General features: G+C 40.0%; 17 protein-coding genes. 7 read left to right on the forward strand and 10 right to left on the reverse strand.

Translation table 11 applies throughout. The features are described from left to right. Positions 1-21: 21 nt before the first annotated feature. The gene (locus MKL35_RS14295) at positions 22-942 is read right to left on the reverse strand and encodes a LysR family transcriptional regulator (RefSeq protein ID WP_106479430.1); all 921 of its coding nucleotides are present in this window, start codon (positions 940-942) and stop codon (positions 22-24) included. A gap of 125 nt (positions 943-1067) precedes the next feature. Here MKL35_RS14295 and MKL35_RS14300 point away from each other — a divergent pair, with 125 nt between their 5' ends. The 5 genes from MKL35_RS14300 to MKL35_RS14320 all read left to right on the forward strand — a co-directional run bounded on the left by MKL35_RS14300 (position 1068) and on the right by MKL35_RS14320 (position 6622). Further along, positions 1068-1805, forward strand: coding sequence for an SDR family oxidoreductase (locus tag MKL35_RS14300; RefSeq protein ID WP_032011858.1), 738 nt, complete (start codon positions 1068-1070; stop codon positions 1803-1805). A 238-nt stretch (positions 1806-2043) separates the two neighbouring features. Next, positions 2044-2553 (forward strand): rhodanese-like domain-containing protein, encoded by a 510-nt coding sequence (locus MKL35_RS14305; protein ID WP_032011857.1) that lies wholly within the window; start codon positions 2044-2046, stop codon positions 2551-2553. An 18-nt stretch (positions 2554-2571) separates the two neighbouring features. After that, positions 2572-3513: a serine O-acetyltransferase EpsC gene (gene epsC / locus MKL35_RS14310; protein WP_081404485.1), complete on the forward strand. Its 942-nt coding sequence runs from the start codon at positions 2572-2574 to the stop codon at positions 3511-3513. 240 nt (positions 3514-3753) lie between these two features. After that, entirely contained in the window at positions 3754-4686 is a 933-nt protein-coding gene (locus MKL35_RS14315; protein ID WP_001107594.1) for a family 2A encapsulin nanocompartment shell protein, read from the forward strand. After that, positions 4661-6622: a family 2A encapsulin nanocompartment cargo protein cysteine desulfurase gene (locus tag MKL35_RS14320; RefSeq protein WP_032011855.1), complete on the forward strand. Its 1962-nt coding sequence runs from the start codon at positions 4661-4663 to the stop codon at positions 6620-6622. The genes MKL35_RS14315 and MKL35_RS14320 overlap by 26 nt, the downstream gene beginning before the upstream one ends. Positions 6623-7224: 602 nt before the next feature. On the opposite strand, the gene MKL35_RS14330 is transcribed toward MKL35_RS14320, so the two are convergent. After that, entirely contained in the window at positions 7225-7863 is a 639-nt protein-coding gene (locus MKL35_RS14330) for a LysE family translocator (RefSeq protein ID WP_032011854.1), read from the reverse strand. Positions 7864-7954: 91 nt separating this feature from the next. Between MKL35_RS14330 and MKL35_RS14335 the strand changes: the two genes are divergently transcribed. Beyond that, a complete protein-coding gene (locus MKL35_RS14335) occupies positions 7955-8890 on the forward strand; it encodes a LysR family transcriptional regulator (RefSeq protein WP_032011853.1) in 936 nt (311 codons plus the stop codon). Between the two features lie 244 nt (positions 8891-9134). Here the strand turns inward: MKL35_RS14335 and MKL35_RS14345 are convergent, their stop codons facing one another. The 5 genes from MKL35_RS14345 to MKL35_RS14365 all read right to left on the reverse strand — a co-directional run bounded on the left by MKL35_RS14345 (position 9135) and on the right by MKL35_RS14365 (position 13024). Then, positions 9135-10001 carry a cysteine ABC transporter substrate-binding protein gene (locus MKL35_RS14345; RefSeq protein WP_270913939.1) on the reverse strand — a complete coding sequence of 289 codons (867 nt, stop codon included), beginning with the start codon at positions 9999-10001 and terminating at the stop codon, positions 9135-9137. Positions 10002-10084: 83 nt separating this feature from the next. Beyond that, on the reverse strand, positions 10085-10945 hold the full coding sequence (locus tag MKL35_RS14350) for a transporter substrate-binding domain-containing protein (RefSeq protein ID WP_032011851.1): 861 nt from the start codon (positions 10943-10945) through the stop codon (positions 10085-10087). Positions 10946-10975: 30 nt separating this feature from the next. After that, the gene (locus MKL35_RS14355; protein ID WP_001130362.1) at positions 10976-11707 is read right to left on the reverse strand and encodes an amino acid ABC transporter ATP-binding protein; all 732 of its coding nucleotides are present in this window, start codon (positions 11705-11707) and stop codon (positions 10976-10978) included. A 2-nt stretch (positions 11708-11709) separates the two neighbouring features. Next, positions 11710-12375, reverse strand: a complete 666-nt coding sequence (locus tag MKL35_RS14360) for an amino acid ABC transporter permease (protein WP_000418065.1) — start codon at positions 12373-12375, stop codon at positions 11710-11712. After that, a complete protein-coding gene (locus tag MKL35_RS14365) occupies positions 12365-13024 on the reverse strand; it encodes an amino acid ABC transporter permease (protein ID WP_032011850.1) in 660 nt (219 codons plus the stop codon). The genes MKL35_RS14360 and MKL35_RS14365 overlap by 11 nt, the downstream gene beginning before the upstream one ends. A gap of 64 nt (positions 13025-13088) precedes the next feature. On the opposite strand from MKL35_RS14365, the gene MKL35_RS14370 reads away from it, so the two are divergent. Continuing rightward, the gene (locus MKL35_RS14370) at positions 13089-13193 is read left to right on the forward strand and encodes a hypothetical protein (protein WP_081404484.1); all 105 of its coding nucleotides are present in this window, start codon (positions 13089-13091) and stop codon (positions 13191-13193) included. A 116-nt stretch (positions 13194-13309) separates the two neighbouring features. Here the strand turns inward: MKL35_RS14370 and MKL35_RS14375 are convergent, their stop codons facing one another. The 3 genes from MKL35_RS14375 to MKL35_RS14385 form a co-directional block, all read right to left on the reverse strand. Beyond that, complete coding sequence (locus MKL35_RS14375) at positions 13310-13594, reverse strand: GNAT family N-acetyltransferase (RefSeq protein WP_017392947.1); 285 nt, start codon at positions 13592-13594, stop codon at positions 13310-13312. A 143-nt stretch (positions 13595-13737) separates the two neighbouring features. Beyond that, entirely contained in the window at positions 13738-14697 is a 960-nt protein-coding gene (locus MKL35_RS14380) for a response regulator transcription factor (protein WP_032011849.1), read from the reverse strand. After that, on the reverse strand, positions 14694-18158 hold the full coding sequence (locus tag MKL35_RS14385; protein ID WP_032011848.1) for a hybrid sensor histidine kinase/response regulator: 3465 nt from the start codon (positions 18156-18158) through the stop codon (positions 14694-14696). Before MKL35_RS14385 ends, MKL35_RS14380 begins: the two co-directional genes overlap by 4 nt. Between the last annotated feature and the right edge of the window lie 31 nt (positions 18159-18189).

The following is an 18189-nucleotide window of genomic DNA, read 5'->3' on the forward strand; positions in this document are numbered from 1 at the left end:
TTGACTTACCCGCAAGATATTTCATTTTTGCGGGTATTCAAAGTTGGCAAAATAGCCCGTATATAACTCACTCAGCCAAGCAACAAAAACTCGTACGCGTGGCGAGAGCTGCCGATGCTGCGGATATAAAGCAGAAACTGACATCTTCGGGATTTCCCACTCAGATAAAACCTGAACCAGTCGCCCATTTTTTAATTCATTTGCCACATGGTAGCGCGGGACCTGAATTAAGCCAGCCCCTTGTAAGGCAGATAATACATAGTTTTCAGCATCATTTACCGCGATCCAGCTTTTCAAAAAATAATCTTGTTTTTTACCATTCACCATCAATTCAAATGGATAGTTTCTTCCGCCTGATGTCGAAAAGAAATTGACACAATAGTGTGATAACAACTCTTCTGGTTGCTCTGGCATTCCATGTTTATTTAAATAGTCAGGACTTGCACAAATCACTTGTGGCATATCCACCAAATGTCTAGCAATTAAAGTAGAATCATCCAAACGCCCCGCTCTCACCACACAGTCTATCCCTTCCCTAATCAAATCAACCAAGCGATCTCCCGTACTAATTACCAGTTCAATGTCGGGGTACAACTCGTGAAATTGATCAATATTAGGTAAAACAATTTTAGTCGCATGTGCACCGGATAAATCGACACGTAATAAACCACGGGGCTGAGCAATTACATTGCGTAAAGATGATTCGGCATCATCGAGTTCCGATAATATTTGTGTACAGCGTTCATAAAATGCCTGTCCATCTAGTGATGGTCTTACATGCCGAGTCGTCCGCTCTAATAAACGGCATTGTAAGTTATTTTCTAACTCTTTAATGGCATTACTTGCTGTAGCGCGTGGGATATTTAGCTGATCAGCTGCCTGACTAAAGCTTCCCAATTCTACGATGCGGGTAAAAAGTTGCAAGGTATCAAATTTATCCATGGTGCTCGCTTTTAACCCTATCTATTATTAATGTATATGGAATTATCTTATCCAATTCTAACGATTTATCCCATATTTCTATATTATTAAAATAAGCCATACTTACTCAAACAGGCAATCTAAAAATGAATATTTCAAAAAAGACAGCTCTGGTTACTGGCGCATCACGTGGTATTGGCCGTGCTATTGCAGAACGTTTAGCCCAAGATGGTTTTTATGTCATTATTAACTATGCTGGCAATAAAGTGCATGCCCAAGCCACTGTAGAACACATTATTGAGCAAGGTGGTCAAGCTTCAGCTATTCAAGCAGACGTTGCAAATGAACATGAAGTGAGACGTTTATTTCAAGAAGCTAAAGCCATTAACGGTCAATTAGATGTTGTCGTTCATAGCGCAGGCATTATGCATATGGCAAAAATTACACCTGAAAACCTGCCAGATTTCGATACAGTGATTCATACCAATTTACGTGGTGCATTTTTAATATTGGCGCATGCGGCCGAAACGGTGCCAGATGGTGGTCGGATTATTGCGCTTTCAACCAGTGTAATTGCCAAATCTTTTCCTTTATATGGCCCCTATATTGCTTCAAAAGCTGGTGTCGAAGGTTTAGTACATGTGTTAGCAAATGAGCTGCGTGGCCGCAATATCACTGTAAATGCAGTTGCGCCCGGCCCAACAGGTACTGACCTTTTTTATAATGGAAAAACTGAAGAGCAAGTAGGGGCTATTGCAAAACTTGCTCCATTGGAGCGAATCGGAACACCTGACGAAATTGCCAGTGTAGTTGCCATGCTAGCTGGTCCAGATGGACGTTGGGTAAATTCGCAAGTGGTGCGAGTAAATGGTGGATTTGCTTAATATTTAAAACCGTGTGGATTATTTTAATTCACACGGTTTTTTACTAACTATTAAAATTTCTTAAATCTATTTTATTTTAATAACTTTATAAGATTAACTAATACTGTTTTATATAAAATATTCACCACTCTTATTTATCAAAATAATATATATAAATAGATATTCCTTATTTTTGCTTATATTTAAAACCGCGTAAATTGAACCTTAACAATCTGAATCAAAGATAAGGATATATTCAATGAACGCTAAATTAAATACAGAGGCTCCACAAAGTTTTATCTCAAATGGTTCAAATACATCCTTTTCAGCCGAAGACATCCTTGCTAAAGCACAGCAATATGCACAAGAACACGAACTAAATTTTAGTGGCAGTTTATCACCTATTGACGCATGGCAACTCGTGCAACAAGGAGAAGCTGTTTTAGTTGATGTGCGTACCAATGAAGAACGTAAATTTGTGGGTTATGTCCCTGAAAGTGTTCATGTTGCTTGGGCAACAGGCACATCGTTTAACCGTAATCCACGCTTTTTAAAAGAACTCGAATCAAAAGTTGGCAAAGACAAAACTATTCTTTTGTTATGTCGTAGCGGCAACCGTTCAGCACAAGCTGCCGAAGCCGCATTTAATGCAGGTTTTGAGCACATTTATAACGTTCTTGAAGGCTTCGAAGGTGATCTAAATGATCAGCAACAGCGTAATCAGAAAAATGGCTGGCGCATCCACCAACTTCCTTGGCAACAAGACTAATACTCTACTCAATTTTCAGTGAATCAAGGAAAGCTTGTGACTCAATGGAACATTAATGCGGTTGTACAAGGTTTACAACAAGCAAGGCATGACTGGCGTCAGCAACAGCACAGAACAAAAGAATTTGGGGGCCGTGAACTTCCATCTAAAGAAGCTTTAAAGGCCATTTTAGATGACCTGTGCGGCATTTTATTTCCAATGCGTTTAGGCCCTGCCGACTTACGCCAAGAAACTGAAGATTCTTATATTGCCTATACTTTAAATCGGGTACTCACAGCCTTACATGCGCAAGTACAACTGGCTTTGAATTATGAAGCAAAACGTCATTTGGGCCATTCAAGCCCAGACCAGCAACCACAAGAACTTGCCCAAACTATTGTGCAGGATTTTGCCAATACTTTGCCCTCTATACGGCGCCTTTTAGATGGTGATGTACGGGCGGCTTATGAAGGTGATCCAGCAGCACATAGTGTAGATGAGGTACTACTCTGCTATCCGGGCATATTTGCAATTATTTATCACCGAATTGCGCATCAGCTCTATGCTCAAGTGCCTTTATTGTCACGCATTATTTCGGAGTTGGCCCACTCTGCAACAGGTATTGATATTCATCCGGGTGCACAAATCGGTAAAGGATTTTTCATTGATCATGGTACAGGTGTGGTGATTGGCGAGACTTGTGTGATTGGGGAGCGCGTTCGTATTTATCAGGCCGTGACCCTTGGAGCAAAACGCTTTGAAACCAATGATGATGGTGCTTTGAAAAAAGACTATATACGCCATCCAATTGTTGAAGATGATGTCGTGATTTATGCAGGTGCCACTATTTTAGGCCGTATTACGATTGGTCGAGGGTCCATTATTGGGGGAAATGTCTGGCTTACCCATAGTGTTGCAGCAGGTAGTCAGATTTTACAGTCACCGAATGAGTCTTATCAAAAAAATCATATTGCCAGTTAAAAACTATAGATGTGAAATAAATAGATAAGGAGACAAATAAAAAAGAAACGTGCAGATTAATAAAATGCTTATTTCTAGTTTAAATATATTTCTATTTAGAAAATAGATAACTCATTAATAAGCTCAGTAATTAAAAAATTTATAACGCGATTTTAATTTTAAAACCAGAACTAATTCTAGTTTATATGCATCCTAGAATTTTTATTTTCAAAAAGCCAATGTAATAAGGAAAAATGATTCATGGCGAAAAATACAGACAAAGCCCAACTTGCACTTGGGGACCATGCGGCCCGTCAACTGGCCAATGCAACCAAGACAGCTCCCCAACTTTCTACAATTACTCCCCGCTGGCTGACTCACTTACTTCAATGGATTCCCGTTGAAGCAGGTATTTATCGCCTAAACCGTGTCAATAATACCGATGATATTCAGGTGGCTTGTACACAACGTGATGAAGCCACTTTGCCTCAGACTTTCGTCGATTATGATCCAGAACCACGTGAATACTTTTTAAATGGTGTATCTACTGTTTTAGATGTACATACACGTGTTGCTGACCTTTACAGCAGCCCACACGACCAAATTAAAGAACAGCTCCGTTTAACCATTGAAACCATTAAAGAACGTCAAGAAAGTGAGCTGATCAATAACCCTGAATACGGTTTATTGGCTAGTGTGACAGATGACCAACGTATTTCGACCTTAAATGGCCCACCTACCCCCGATGATCTTGATGACTTATTACGTAAAGTCTGGAAAGAACCGGGTTTTTTCCTAGCACACCCGGACGCGATTGCAGCATTTGGCCGTGAATGTACACGCCGTGGTGTGCCACCTCCAACGGTTAGCTTATTTGGTTCGCAGTTTATTACATGGCGCGGTATTCCACTCATTCCATCAAATAAAATTCCTGTAGAAGATGGTAAAACTAAAATCTTGCTACTTCGTGTTGGTGAAAAGCGTCAAGGGATTGTTGGTTTGTTCCAACCGGGTCTTGCGGGTGAACAGTCACCGGGGCTTTCAGTACGCTTTATGGGAATTAACCGTAACGCGATTGCGTCGTATCTAATCTCATTATATTGCTCACTTGCAGTATTAACAGACGATGCTTTGGCAGTGTTAGATGATGTGGAGGTGGACAAATATCATGACTACCCAGTTAACTACAAGTAATCTGCAAGGTAGTCCAACGGGGCCTGAAGTGACTGGTATTAACCCACCAGCCAACTTCCCTGATGAGTCCACCATTGCTCGACTTGCTAATGAGTTTTTTTCAGCAGTGCCAAGCTCAAGCAGTTCGACTTCTTCATCGGGCCTTAACTTGGACTTACCTGTCGGAGCGCCACCTCACCCACCGCAACCGGGTGAACCATTTTCTGCACTCAGTGGTCGTGCGCCCAATATCGCCTTTCAGAAAAGTCTCAATCCGGAATATCCTGAGCATATTCCAAATTTGCCAGACTACCCTGAACGTCGAATTGTAGCGTCTGCGCCTGTGGTTGGTGGAGCTAATTTGCCACGCCCACCATTTGAACCACATTTGCCACAAGCTGCTCATAGTGAACCAAATGTGCCACGCATTGAACCAAACTTACCCACTGGTGCAGATGAATCACCTTATTATTTTTTAAATGATTTTTCTGCTCCGAATGCAATAGAACCATCTGTTAAAGGTGTTGAGGATAATTATTCGGTTGCACAGTCTTTTCAATTGCCACATGGTGACCAGCTCAAGTCATTACTGATGGAAGATCGTTTTGCAACGAACACACCTACCCAAAGTTCAGCAAGCTCTGCATTTTATTTTTTAGACTTGCCTCAAAGTGGACAAAGTTATAGTCACTATCAACCATCACAACCCATTTTTGTAGCAAGTAGTGCTCAACCTCTCGATGTGCATGCCATACGTCGCGATTTTCCTATTTTACAGGAACGCGTCAACGGTCGACCTTTGGTCTGGTTTGATAATGCAGCCACTACACAAAAACCGCAGCGCGTGATTGATCGGATTGCTTATTTTTATCAGCATGAAAACTCAAATATTCACCGTGGTGCCCATGAGTTAGCGGCTCGTGCAACAGATGCCTATGAACATGCAAGAAATGTAGTTGCCCGATTTATTGGTGCACCCTCTTCTAAAGAAATTATCTTTGTTCGAGGAACAACCGAAGGCATTAACCTGATTGCAAAAACATGGGGTGAGCAAAATATTGGTGAAGGTGATGAAATTATCGTTTCTCACTTAGAACACCATGCCAATATTGTGCCTTGGTATCAACTCACTAAAAAAACTGGAGCGAAATTAAGAGTCATTCCTGTGGATGACACGGGCCAGATTATTTTAGAAGAGTTGCCAAAACTGATTAATGAGCGCACTAAACTGCTGTCGATTACTCAGGTTTCGAATGCTTTAGGCACAGTCACACCTGTTGCTGAAGTGATTAAAATTGCACATGCCAAAGGTGTACGCGTTTTAGTTGATGGTGCTCAATCTGTTTCGCATATTCCTACCGATGTTCAAGCTCTTGATGCAGACTTTTTTGTGTTTTCTGGACATAAAGTGTTTGGACCAACAGGTATTGGCGCGGTCTATGCCAAACCAGAGTTACTAGAAAGCATGCCTGTTTGGGAAGGTGGCGGTAACATGATTCAGGATGTGACCTTCGAACAGGTAGTTTACCAACCTGCACCAAACAAGTTTGAAGCTGGAACTGGCAACATTGCTGATGCTGTTGGTTTAGGTGCTGCACTTGAATATGTCGAAAGTCTAGGCATTCATAACATTGCTCGCTATGAACATGATCTACTCGAATATGGTCAAAATGCGCTGAGTAGTGTGTCAGATTTACGCCTGATCGGAACGGCACATCATAAAGCAAGTGTGATGTCCTTTACTTTACAAGGCTATTCAACTGAACAAGTCGGTAAAGCTTTAAATCAACATGGTATTGCCGTACGTTCTGGACACCACTGTGCACAGCCAATTTTACGTCGTTTTGGTGTAGAACAGACCGTGCGTCCGTCTTTGGCTTTTTATAATACGACGGAAGAAATTGATTTATTGGTGTCGGTGTTACATCAACTGACACGTAATAGGAATAGTAATTAAATCTATTTTTAGGCTAGAAAAGACTGCTTTTGAGCGGTCTTTTTTATAGATTATTTATTAAAACTACTTGAACTCAACTTCATATATAGGAATAAGACAAAATAGCTATCACAGTGGAGTCTTATTATTTTAAATTCGATTTCTGAATTAGCCTTCGGCTAGACTTACTTTGGTTTCGCCCAAAGTAAGCAAAAGCATTTTCATCTGCAAAACCTGTCCTCTTCTTATATCTAATCGATATATCGCAGAAACATAAACTATTTAATACCACGCAGGTTGCAGATGATTTTAGCTCGAATTAAGAGTCATCAATAGTTCGGACAACTCAAAGTAGTTATCACGGCAGAGTCTTATTATTTTAAATTTGATTTCTGGATTAGCCTTCGGCTTGAGCTAAAAGTCATCTACAGCCTGCCCATAATTTATAAAAATAATGTTTTTGCAACATTTCCTGATGAATGAAAACAGTGAACAGGTTCTGTAGATGACAAAGTTTTTTGGTTACTTTTTCCAAAAAAAGTAACAGAATTAGCTACTTTATTATGATGTATAAACGGTAAGACTCCGTCGCGCTAACCCATCCACTTATAAATAAAACCAACTTAATTAAACAATCCCCAAATCAATCTCAACGCAATCCCAATCAACAACACTCCCATCATCCGCTCAAAATAAACCCCGAACTCCAAAAACCGTTTACGTACAATAGACTGTGCAAACAGTACACTCACCACCATAAACCAAATAGCATTGACCAGACACATCCATATTCCATAAAAGACCTGAACTTTCATTGGTGTGGTCGTACTTACAATCGTCGTAAAAATTGCCAGAAAAAAGATAGTGGCTTTCGGGTTTAACGCATTGGTAAGAAAACCCATTGTAAAAGCTTTAAATAAGCTCGGCGTGTCACTATCTGCTTGGCCATTAATCTCAATATTGGTATTCGGCTGGCTACGTAAACACTGCCATCCTAAATACACTAAGTAAGCCGCCCCCGCTGTTCTGATCAGTGACATGAGCCATTCGCTTTGTTGAATCAAGAAGCCAATACCAACAAGTGTATAAAACACATGCACTGAAATTCCGACACCAATACCAATTGCGGTTAAACATCCAATCAAATAACCATAACGTACACTTTGCCTTACCGTAATCACAAAATCTGGTCCCGGTAAAATCACCGCCATGAAGTGAATAAGAGCTAGCGTTAAAAACTCATGCCCATACAACTGCCACATAACAATTTAGTTTCCTGAAAATCACTTAAACGATTGTATTGATATTTTTTAAACGCGATAATCCAGTCAAAATCCAAATAACTTTTGCCTCATGAGCACAAATCAAAGTCTGGTTCTGTTAAATGAAATGGCGACTTTCGTGAAGGTTGTCGAGTCGGAAAGTTTTTCTGAAACTGCAAGACAGCTTGGTACAACACCTTCTGCTGTGAGCCGCGCCATTGCCCGTTTAGAACGTGCTTTAGGCACTCGTTTACTCTATCGAACTACACGGAAACTTCGTTTAAGTGAAAGTGGACAACAGGTCTATCAACGCTGTCTAGACATGGTGAATGCGGCACAAGCAGTCATGGAAAGTTCTGGGCAATTTCATGTCGAGCCAGAAGGTGTTATTCGTATGAGTGTTCCGAAAGCTGTGGGACATTTTATGATTCACCCACATTTACCCGAATTTTTAGAACGCTACCCAAAAATTGATATACAAATGCTTTTAGAAGATCGTTATGTCGACCTCATTGATGATGGAGTTGATTTAGCACTTCGAATTACAGAGCAACCACCAGGTGGACTAATGGGCCGAAAACTCATTGATATTGATCATTTGGTTTGTGCCACACCTGAGTATTTGGCAAAGCATGGCATACCGAAGCATCCTCATGATTTAAAACAACATGAATGTATTTACTTGGGTGAGCAAGCCAGTGACTCAAAATGGAAATTTCAACAGGGGAATAAATCGATAAGTGTTGCTGTGCGTGGCCGTTATGCAGCAAACCATACGGGTGTGCGTTTGAGTGCTGCATTACAGCATTTAGGTATTGCGAGCTTGCCGTACTTCGTTGCACGCCATGCGCTACAACAAGGTACCTTAGTTCAGGTTTTACCAGACTGGGATTTTAAGACCTATTATAGTGGTGGATTGTGGTTACTTTACCCACCGACACGGCATGTCCCGCCTAAATTGAGTGTGTTGATTCAATATTTGGCAGATAAACTAGCAGCAGAGCCGACGTTATTTAAGTTAAAGTAATATAAATTCAATGAATTAGCACGATGGAATTCTATCTTTGAATCTCTAAAGCGATCAGCTCATTCTGTTACTTTTTTGAAAAAAGTAACCAAAAAACTTTCTCATCTACAGAACCTGACCACTGTTTATATCTATGAAAAATATTGCAAAAACATTATCTTTATAGATTATAGGCAGGCTGTAGATGAATCCTAGCTCAAGCAAATACTATCTAAATCCTAGTCATTAGGGGCTGTGAGTAAAACTACTCAACCAATAAATCTTTTGGATTAATCGTATCGCCATAGACTGGTTTTAAGGTTTTTTCATAAGCCTGATGAATCACGCCTTCTTTCGCCAGTTTCTCTAAATCTTGATTCAACCAGTCCAATAACTCTTTATCACCTTTTTTCACTGCTGGTGCAATTAAGTCCTGCTCACCTAAATTAGTAATGCCAACAGTGTAATTTGGATTTTCTTTGGCCCAAGCTAAAACCAGCAAGTTATCATGTGCAAGCGCAGCACCACGACCATCTTTTAAAGCATCAAAAGTTTCAGTGTTTTGCTCATACTTTTGTAGTTTAATCTCAGGATGAGCCTTGGTGAAGAATGAATCAGCCGTTGTACCTTTGTTTACCAGCAAAGTTTTATCTTTCAGTTGAGCAACATCGATAATCGGATTACTTTTAGGAGAAACGACACCCAAAGCGACTTTCAAATAAGGCTTAGCAAAATCGACTACTTCCTTACGTTCTGGTGTAACGGTAAAGTTTGCAAAAATAATATCTACTTTATTGGCTTTTAAATATTCGACACGGTTAGCCGCTTCAGTTAAAACAAACTCAACTTTGTTTTCATCACCGAGCAGATCTTTAGCGACATGCTTAGCAATTTCTACATCAAAACCCTGATTTTTACCTTGAGCATCTAAATATCCAAACGGCGGTTTATCACTAAATACACCAATTCGTACCACGCCATTCTTTTTAATCTGTTCAATACTCGACACCTTTTGTGTGGCAGCGGCCGCCTTTTCAGTAGATTGAGTTCCTTTATCACATGCAACCAAACCTAAGCTCAGTAAAGACGCAGCTAAAATATGCTTCACGTTTTGAAATGTTAATGTTGTCATTATTTCACCCTATCGTTTTTGTAAAAGTCTTATTTAAAAATAGCAGCGCCTACTTTTAGGTACTGCTCTAGCGATATCGAAAATTATTGGCCTACATCTAAAAACACATTTGGATTGACCGAGTCACCGTAAATTGGCTTCAAGGTTTCATCATAAATTTTCTTAATTTCACCGCTTGTTCTTAGCTGCTTAATTTCAGTATTGAGCCAATTCAATAATTGGGTATTGCCCTTTTTAACTGCTGGTGCAATAAACTCTTGATCACCAATAGACTGAATACCTGCAACATAACTTGTATTCTTCGCGGCCCACGCCAAAGCATATGTACTATCTTGTGAAATTGCGTCACCACGACCGTCGGTTAAAGCTTTGAAGGCATCCGAATTTCTTTCAAACTTGAGTAAATTTACTTTCGGATAATGCTTGGTAAAGTAGGTATCTGAACTTGTGCCTTTATTTACAATTAAGGTCTTACCTTCTAACTGGGTAATATCGGTAATCGGCTTAGCTTTAGGTGAGACAATGCCAAAAGCACCTTTCAAATAAGGCTCGGCAAAATCGACAACTTGCTTACGTTCTGGCGTTACTGTAAATGTCGCAAATACCACATCGGCACGATTTGATTTTAAAAACTCCACCCGATTTGAAGCTTCAGTCACAATAAACTCAACTTTCTTTTCATCACCGAGCAAATCTTTAGTCACCCGTTTTGCTAAAGCCACATCAAAGCCCTGATTATTACCTGCACTGTCTACATAACCAAACGGCGGATCATCGGCAAAAACGGCAACGCGTAGAACCCCATTTTTTTTGACTTGCTCTAAAGAATGGTCTTCTTGAGCATTAATTACCTGTTCAGTTGATGGCGTTTTACTACATGCAGTTAATAACACCCCAGCAACAGCAAGACTGCTTAATATTTTTATTGAATTACGTTTAAACATTCATTTCCTCATGATTCAAATAATAAAAATTTAGTACGACAAAATATTTAAAAAGGCTTTCGCTCGTTCTGTCTTCGGCTGTTCAAAAAATTCTTCTGGTGAAGCCTGTTCAATAATCTTGCCCTTATCCATAAAAATAATGCGGTCAGCCACCTTACGTGCAAAGGACATCTCATGTGTCACAATCAACATGGTCATTCCTTCATTCGCTAACTTGAGTACTACATCGAGCACTTCCCTCACCATTTCTGGGTCAAGCGCAGCGGTAATTTCATCAAGTAAAATCACTTGAGGTTGCATGACCAGTGAACGGACAATAGCGATACGCTGTTTTTGTCCACCAGAAAGTTGTCGTGGATAATCAAGTTTTCGCTCATATAGCCCGACTCGCTTTAGCAATTCATCTGCGACTTGTTCAGCTTCATCACGGTGGCGTTTTTGTACTTTGAGTGGTCCAAGCAAAATATTGTCAATGACGTTCATATGCCCAAATAGCTCATAGTTTTGAAAAACCATGCCAATTTTTTGACGAGCATTAGTCCAGTCCACATCTTTACCGAGCACGCCTGAACCAGTTAAACGAATCTCACCACCCTGAATCGGTTCTAAACCGTTAATACAGCGCAATAAAGTACTTTTACCGCAGCCCGATGGACCTAAAATAACAACCACCTCTCCTTGTTCTACATCCAGATCAATGCCCTGTAAAATATGACTTTGTGCAAATGATTTCTGTAATTGTTGTATCGATAACAAAGGCATAATTACTCCCAGACCTTTTCTAAATGTGCCGCCAAACGAGATAAGGGATAGCAAATTAGAAAATACAAAATAAAAATAAAGCCATAAATCCAAAGAGAAGCACTCGGCACGGTTAACAGCGAATTTTCAATAATTTGCTGGCCAACTTTAATGACCTCAACCACACCAATCAGGACTGCCAAAGAGCTGGTTTTCACCATTCGGGTAAATAAATTAATCGCGCCTGGTGTTACTCGTTTTAGACTTTGCGGGAAAATGACATAGACCAAAGCTTGAACATGAGTAAGTCCAAGCGCATAAGCCGAATCGCGTTGATGCTGGTCAATTGAAGTAATGGCTGCACGAACCAAATCGCCCATTTCAGCCGTACCCCACAAAACAAATACAACAATGCACACCCACATTGCAGAAAACTGCCAGTTAAACCATGTCGCAAAGCCGAAATAAAACACAAACAGCAAAACTAAAATTGGAATGATTCGAATCGCCTCTAAATACAGACGGCACAATGCTTTAACGACTATGTTTTTAGAAGTCATAATGACGCCGAAAACTGTGCCGAAAATTGCAGAGAAAAACACCGAAATAAAAGCAATTTTTGCAGTTGCCCAAAGTCCCCACATTAAACGTTCGAGGTGACTCGCTTGAAATAGATAATCAAGTTCCATGGCTCACCTTCCGACTTCTGTGCTCCAGATAACTGGTTAAAATAGACACGGGCAATAAAATAATCAGATAAGCCATGATGAGTAAAAACAGAGCTTCCGTAGTTTTATAGTCCATGCCAATTAAGTCTTTGGTGACAAAAAGCAGTTCAACGACAGCAATAGCACTCACCACAGAACTTTCTTTAATTAGAAATAGGCAATTTGCCCCTATTGCCGGAATTGAAATAGCCAGTGCTTGAGGGAAAATGACATATCTAAAAATTTGAATCGGTTGTAGACCAATACTTTTTGCTGAGTCAATTTGCCCTTTAACAACAGACTGCAAACCTGCTCGAAAAGCTTCAGCCATATAGCTTCCGCCTAAAAAGGTCAGTCCGATTACACCGCAAGTAAAACCATCGATTTTGATGCCCAGTTTTGGCAAACCGTAATACAAAAAGAACAGTTGAATTAATAAAGGGGTATTTCGAGATAACTCAATATAGAACTGGGCAATTCTATTTAGTACCCGCACGCGATATGTGATTAAAATGCTGCAAATCAGCCCTACAATAATCGCCAAAATAATACTGATAATTGAAATTTTCAGCGTGGTCAAAGTTGCAGAGAAAAATTGCGGCAACACACTATGGATATACTGCCAGTTCAAGGAAAATTCCAACAAATAATATTAAAACGTTATAAATATTTAGCTTTCGTCAGCCATTAAATATTTGTGTAACGAGTTTATTTTTTTCCCAATTGGTCTAAAACTATTTTTATTAGATAAGCTTTTCTATAAGTTTGATAAATTCGATTTGGTAAACGAAAACTGTTAACTCAGTTGAAGACAACTGCTTAAAACATATTCACTAAAACAAAGATGAATAATAAAACTAATAAAAAAATCGGACACCAACGCCCGATTTTTATTAAATAATTTTTAATCTATTGCTTATTTTCTAAGTACATCACCAATACTTGGGTCTTTATCAAAAACTGATTTTGCATATGGGCAAAGTGGAATTACTTTTACGTCTTTTTCACGAACAAAAGCTACCAAAGCGTCCAGTAATTGGCGTCCTACCCCTTGTCCGCGATAATTTTCATTCACATCTGTAGAATCAATAATCAGCATGCTTTCGCCTGCCCATGTATAAGTCATTTCACCTGCAACGGTTTCACCATCAAGTAAGCTAAAGCTGCCGTGTTTTGTATCATCTTTTTGTTGAATATTCACAATGAATTCCTCGTATTACCACTTATATTTATTTAGAAATGACGTTGTATAATCTTTATCTATAAGAACAAATTTAACTGTAAAAAAATAGCCTGTTTTTAGCAGTGAGTCTGTATGCTTTTTAAATACAATCTTCAATTTACTTAATGAAACTCTTGTACCAAGCTATTAATGTGTGCAACAGCAGCAGTTCGGTTTTCAACGCAAAGTTTTTCAAAAACATGCTCTAAATGTTTGTTCACCGTCCGTGGGCTAAGCTCCAAAATTTCTGCAATATCCTTATTGGTTTTCCCCAACAACAACCAGTGCATGACTTCTGCCTCCCGTTGAGTCAACTGTGGGCAATATTTCAAAATATCAGCCATTTCCAAAGCTGGTGTAGAAGTTTTTATCTGGATAAGATAATTTTTAGCCACACTTGGCTCACTCTCCCACGGCGTGAGCAATAAAAGCTGTAATTGCTGAGATGGTGTCGAATAAGAACAGCTGGTTAATTTTTTGGGATCTTTTTCTTGCTCTAAGTCTGAAAACCAAGCTTTTAAGCCTGCCTCAAAACCCTCTAATTCAGGTAAATATTGATTCAGTAAATCGCTGGCTTTTTGAGTTTTCCAAACAATTTTACCGTGAACATCTAGCGCGAGAATGGCTGTTTCCGTTGCATCAATCACCTGTTTTTGTTGTTTCAATAGTTTGGCATGTGCCAAATGTGTTTTTACCCTTGCTAATACTTCTTCAATATTTAGAGGCTTGGTTACATAGTCCACCCCACCGACCTGAAAACCACGCACAATATGCTCTGTCTCAGACAAACCTGTCATAAAAATAACTGGAATAAACTGCGTAATTGGACTCGCTTTAAGCTGTATGCAACTTTCAAAACCATCCATATGTGGCATATTGCCATCGAGTAAAATCATATCCGGTAAGCATCGGTGTGCTATTTCAATTGCACTTAATCCGTCCGTTGTGACAAGCACGCGATAACCTGCCTGATCCAGACTTTCATGTAACAAACCCAAATTTTCCGGCACATCATCCACAATCAGAATAACAGCCTGCTCGTTTGGCGAAGCTTGCTGAAAAGAAACATGTTGCGTACTCATTGCTTATCCTGAATCAATCGTTGCGCGTGTTTTAAATCAAACTTTTGAATAGCCTGTTCAAGCTGTTCCCATAACTCGTTATGCTCCGGAAAATTTTGACGACATTGCATTAAAGTCTGTTGAATTCCGCGAATATAACCCTGCCCAATTAAATCATTTAATTGCTGCAAGCTTTGCGGTAAATCGAGCAGATCATTATTTTCAGGTTGTGTAATTGATGTATGAACAGCAGCTTGCTCCTGCTTAAACACCTTTACATCAAGTGCTTGAACTTCATCATTTTCAAGGAATGTCTCTGATTTGGAATCAATCCAAACTAAGCCTAATTTGTCTCCAATTTTACTCAGCAACAAATTCAGGTCGATTGGTTTTAACATAAAGTCTTCGCTTAAGACTGCATCTTGTGGATTGACTTCACGCTCGCCTGCATTGGCGGAAATAATTAAGATCGGCACATTGGTAATATTATTCTGACGCAATAATCGTGCTGTTTCCCACCCGCCCATCAAAGGCATATTTAAATCCATCAAAATAAGATTAGGTTGAAAAATAGGTACACGTCTTAAACAATCAATGCCGGACTCGGCTTCTTCAATTATAAACCCTAATGGTTTGAGAAAATTAGCAACTAAACCTCGGTCCACAGCTTCATTATCGACAACCAAAATTCGTTTACGCTCGCCTTGATAACCCGTAATTTGGTTGGAGTAAACATTAGAAATTGGATGAACTACTTCTTTTGAAGGTAAGTAAAACTTAATCTTAAATTGTGAACCCTGATTGAGCTGACTAGTCACCGATAACTGCCCGCCGAGTAAATCGACCAATAATTTTACAATTGGTAGTCCGAGCCCTGTTCCGGTAAATCCGCCTTGTACTACATTGCTGCCCCGTTCAAACGGGTTAAATATTCGCTCTAAATCTGCCTCGGCAATACCACAGCCCGTATCTCTAATTTCAAAATAAGCCGTTTGGAAACGGTACTCGACTTTCAAAGTAATTGTGCCGCTCGTTGTAAACTTTAAAGCATTGCCCAGCAAATTGATGAGCACTTGCTCTAAGCGTTTTTTGTCGGTACGAACATAGTGCGGTAGGTTCTCTCCAATTTCATAAACAAACTGTAAATTCTTCTGTTCAAACTGCGGCTGAAACATTTGAATAATCTGTTCAATAAAATTGGGGAAATGGACATCCACTACATTTAAAGAAATTTTACCCGTTTCAATCCGTGCTAAATCTAGTAAACCATCAATCAGTGAAGTTAAATGCTGTCCACTACGGCTAATCACCCCGAGCGCCATTTTGCCTTGTTCTGAAAGCTGCTCTTGTTTTTGAAGTAATTGGCTATAGCCCAAAATACTATTTAGAGGTGTCCGTAGTTCGTGGCTAATGCCAATGACATAACGGCTTTTTGCATCATTTGCCCGTTCTGCAGCTATTCTGGCATCTTGTAAGTCTTTTGAAGTGACTTCATGGGCAGCAATTTCATCAATCAATAATGCTGTTTGTTGGTGTGTCTCAATTTCAGCATTACGACGGCTTTCATCGTTTAAAACTAACCACCACGCAGCAACACTCATCAATAGAAATAAAATTGTGTAGATTTTTACAAACAGCGTAAATAACTGCGGAACGGCTGCAGCATTAATGGTTTCCAAATAGGTTTTTTCTTGGATATAAACCAGACTTAAACTCACTGCCAGAACAATAGACAACCCCAGAGTCAGTAATAAATACAAACTGACCCTGCTATTTAAACGGCTAGCCCAACGTTCTGGTAAATAGTGCCAAATGGCTTTTTTGAGTTGTACTGACCAACGTGCATCGGGTTTACATAAATCGTGACAGCGTGCTTCAAGTGAACAGCATAGAGAGCAAATCGTACCGTTATAAGCTGGGCAGCCCGCCATATCGGCAAGTTCATAGTCCCGTTCACATACCACGCAGTTAGCAACCGAAGTTGCCTGAATTTTTTCAGGTTGGCGTGCAATGTAATATTTGCCTTTGGTTAAGTAAGCAATGACAGGCACGCATAACACCGCACTCCCCAAAGCAATAAAACTCGCCAAGCCTTTCGCCATCAATCCGAAAAAGCCCAAATAACTCAGCATCGATAACACTGAAGCGATGAGTAACGCGCCTACACCTACGGGGTTAATGTCGTATAAATAAGCACGGCGAAATTCAATTCCTTTCGGGCTTAAGCCTAAAGGCTTACAGATAATTAAATCGGCGACAACGGCACCAATCCATGCCAAAGCGATATTGCTATATAGTCCCAAAATGCGTTCAACCGCATGGCTAATGCCCATTTCCATCAAAACAATGGCAATAAACACGTTAAAAAGAAGCCAGACAATTCGTCCCGGATGGCTATGAGTTAAACGGGCAAAAAAGTTAGACCATGCCAATGAACCAGCGTAGGCATTGGTCATATTAATTTTAATTTGCGCCAAGCAAACCAGTGCTAGAGTCAATATTAACGCTAGCTGAGGATTTGGAATAAATTGTTGATAGGCAACCCAATACAGATAAGTCGGATTGTCTAGTTCAGATACAGGAATAAATAGCTGAAAAGCCAACACCATCAGCAGCATGCCCATCAAGACTTTTAGAAATCCAAAAATAATCCAAGATGGGCCACCTAAAAAAACGGCAAAACGCCATGCGGTTCTGTTCTTTTCTTTTTGCGGTAAGAAACGTAAATAGTCGGCTTGCTCACCAATTTGGATCACAAATGAAAAAATAAGAGTGCACGCCGCACCAAAGTAATACAGATTAAAATCGGTCGAGTTTGAAACTGCCCCAACAAAATGCAGACTACTACTTAAAATTTGTGGTTGTTTCCAAAGTACAAAAAACCACGGTAATAACAGCAATAAGAGCCAGATTGGTTGTGTGATCGCCTGAACTTTATTAATAAAACCAATGCCTTTGACCACTAAAGGCAAAATGACTAATGCAGAAATTAAGTAACCAATAACTTGCGGAATGCCTAAGGCAAGCTCAAGTGCCATCGCCATAATGGCGGCTTCAAACGCAAGCAGAATAAAGGTAAAGCTGGCATAAATCAGAGACGTAATGGTCGAGCCAATATAGCCAAAACCCGCACCACGAGTAAGCAAATCGACGTCTACATTATATTTTGCGGCGTAATAACTAATCGGCCAACTGGTCAAAAATATGATGGTACATACGACAACTGCTGCCCATAACGCATTGCTAAAGCCATATTGCCAAAGCATGGTCGCCCCAATGGCTTCCATCGCCAAAAAGCTGACTGTCGAGATTGCGGTATTGGTTACCGTCCAAGGCGACCATTTTCGTACTGAGGTGGGTGCGTAGCGGAGCGCATAATCTTCGATACTTTCATCTGCCACCCAAATATTATATTCACGGCGTGTTTTAATCACACGTTGTGGCGCTTGTTGGGGGCGTGAAGAATCTGGCATAACACTCATGTTTGGCATGTGGCTGCATTAAACCCAGCAA

This window comes from Acinetobacter sp. AOR41_HL (genome assembly GCF_027854645.1).
Classification (GTDB): domain Bacteria; phylum Pseudomonadota; class Gammaproteobacteria; order Pseudomonadales; family Moraxellaceae; genus Acinetobacter; species Acinetobacter nosocomialis.

What these genes read in the sequence shown, in the direction of transcription:
- MKL35_RS14295 (WP_106479430.1), bottom strand. Translation starts at nt 942, where the DNA reads ATGGATAAATTTGATACCTTGCAACTTTTTACCCGCATCGTAGAATTG.
- MKL35_RS14300 (WP_032011858.1), top strand. Translation starts at nt 1,068, where the DNA reads ATGAATATTTCAAAAAAGACAGCTCTGGTTACTGGCGCATCACGTGGT.
- MKL35_RS14305 (WP_032011857.1), top strand. Translation starts at nt 2,044, where the DNA reads ATGAACGCTAAATTAAATACAGAGGCTCCACAAAGTTTTATCTCAAAT.
- MKL35_RS14315 (WP_001107594.1), top strand. Translation starts at nt 3,754, where the DNA reads ATGGCGAAAAATACAGACAAAGCCCAACTTGCACTTGGGGACCATGCG.
- MKL35_RS14320 (WP_032011855.1), top strand. Translation starts at nt 4,661, where the DNA reads ATGACTACCCAGTTAACTACAAGTAATCTGCAAGGTAGTCCAACGGGG.
- MKL35_RS14330 (WP_032011854.1), bottom strand. Translation starts at nt 7,863, where the DNA reads ATGTGGCAGTTGTATGGGCATGAGTTTTTAACGCTAGCTCTTATTCAC.
- MKL35_RS14335 (WP_032011853.1), top strand. Translation starts at nt 7,955, where the DNA reads ATGAGCACAAATCAAAGTCTGGTTCTGTTAAATGAAATGGCGACTTTC.
- MKL35_RS14345 (WP_270913939.1), bottom strand. Translation starts at nt 10,001, where the DNA reads ATGACAACATTAACATTTCAAAACGTGAAGCATATTTTAGCTGCGTCT.
- MKL35_RS14350 (WP_032011851.1), bottom strand. Translation starts at nt 10,945, where the DNA reads ATGTTTAAACGTAATTCAATAAAAATATTAAGCAGTCTTGCTGTTGCT.
- MKL35_RS14355 (WP_001130362.1), bottom strand. Translation starts at nt 11,707, where the DNA reads ATGCCTTTGTTATCGATACAACAATTACAGAAATCATTTGCACAAAGT.
- MKL35_RS14360 (WP_000418065.1), bottom strand. Translation starts at nt 12,375, where the DNA reads ATGGAACTTGATTATCTATTTCAAGCGAGTCACCTCGAACGTTTAATG.
- MKL35_RS14380 (WP_032011849.1), bottom strand. Translation starts at nt 14,697, where the DNA reads ATGAGTACGCAACATGTTTCTTTTCAGCAAGCTTCGCCAAACGAGCAG.
- MKL35_RS14385 (WP_032011848.1), bottom strand. Translation starts at nt 18,158, where the DNA reads ATGAGTGTTATGCCAGATTCTTCACGCCCCCAACAAGCGCCACAACGT.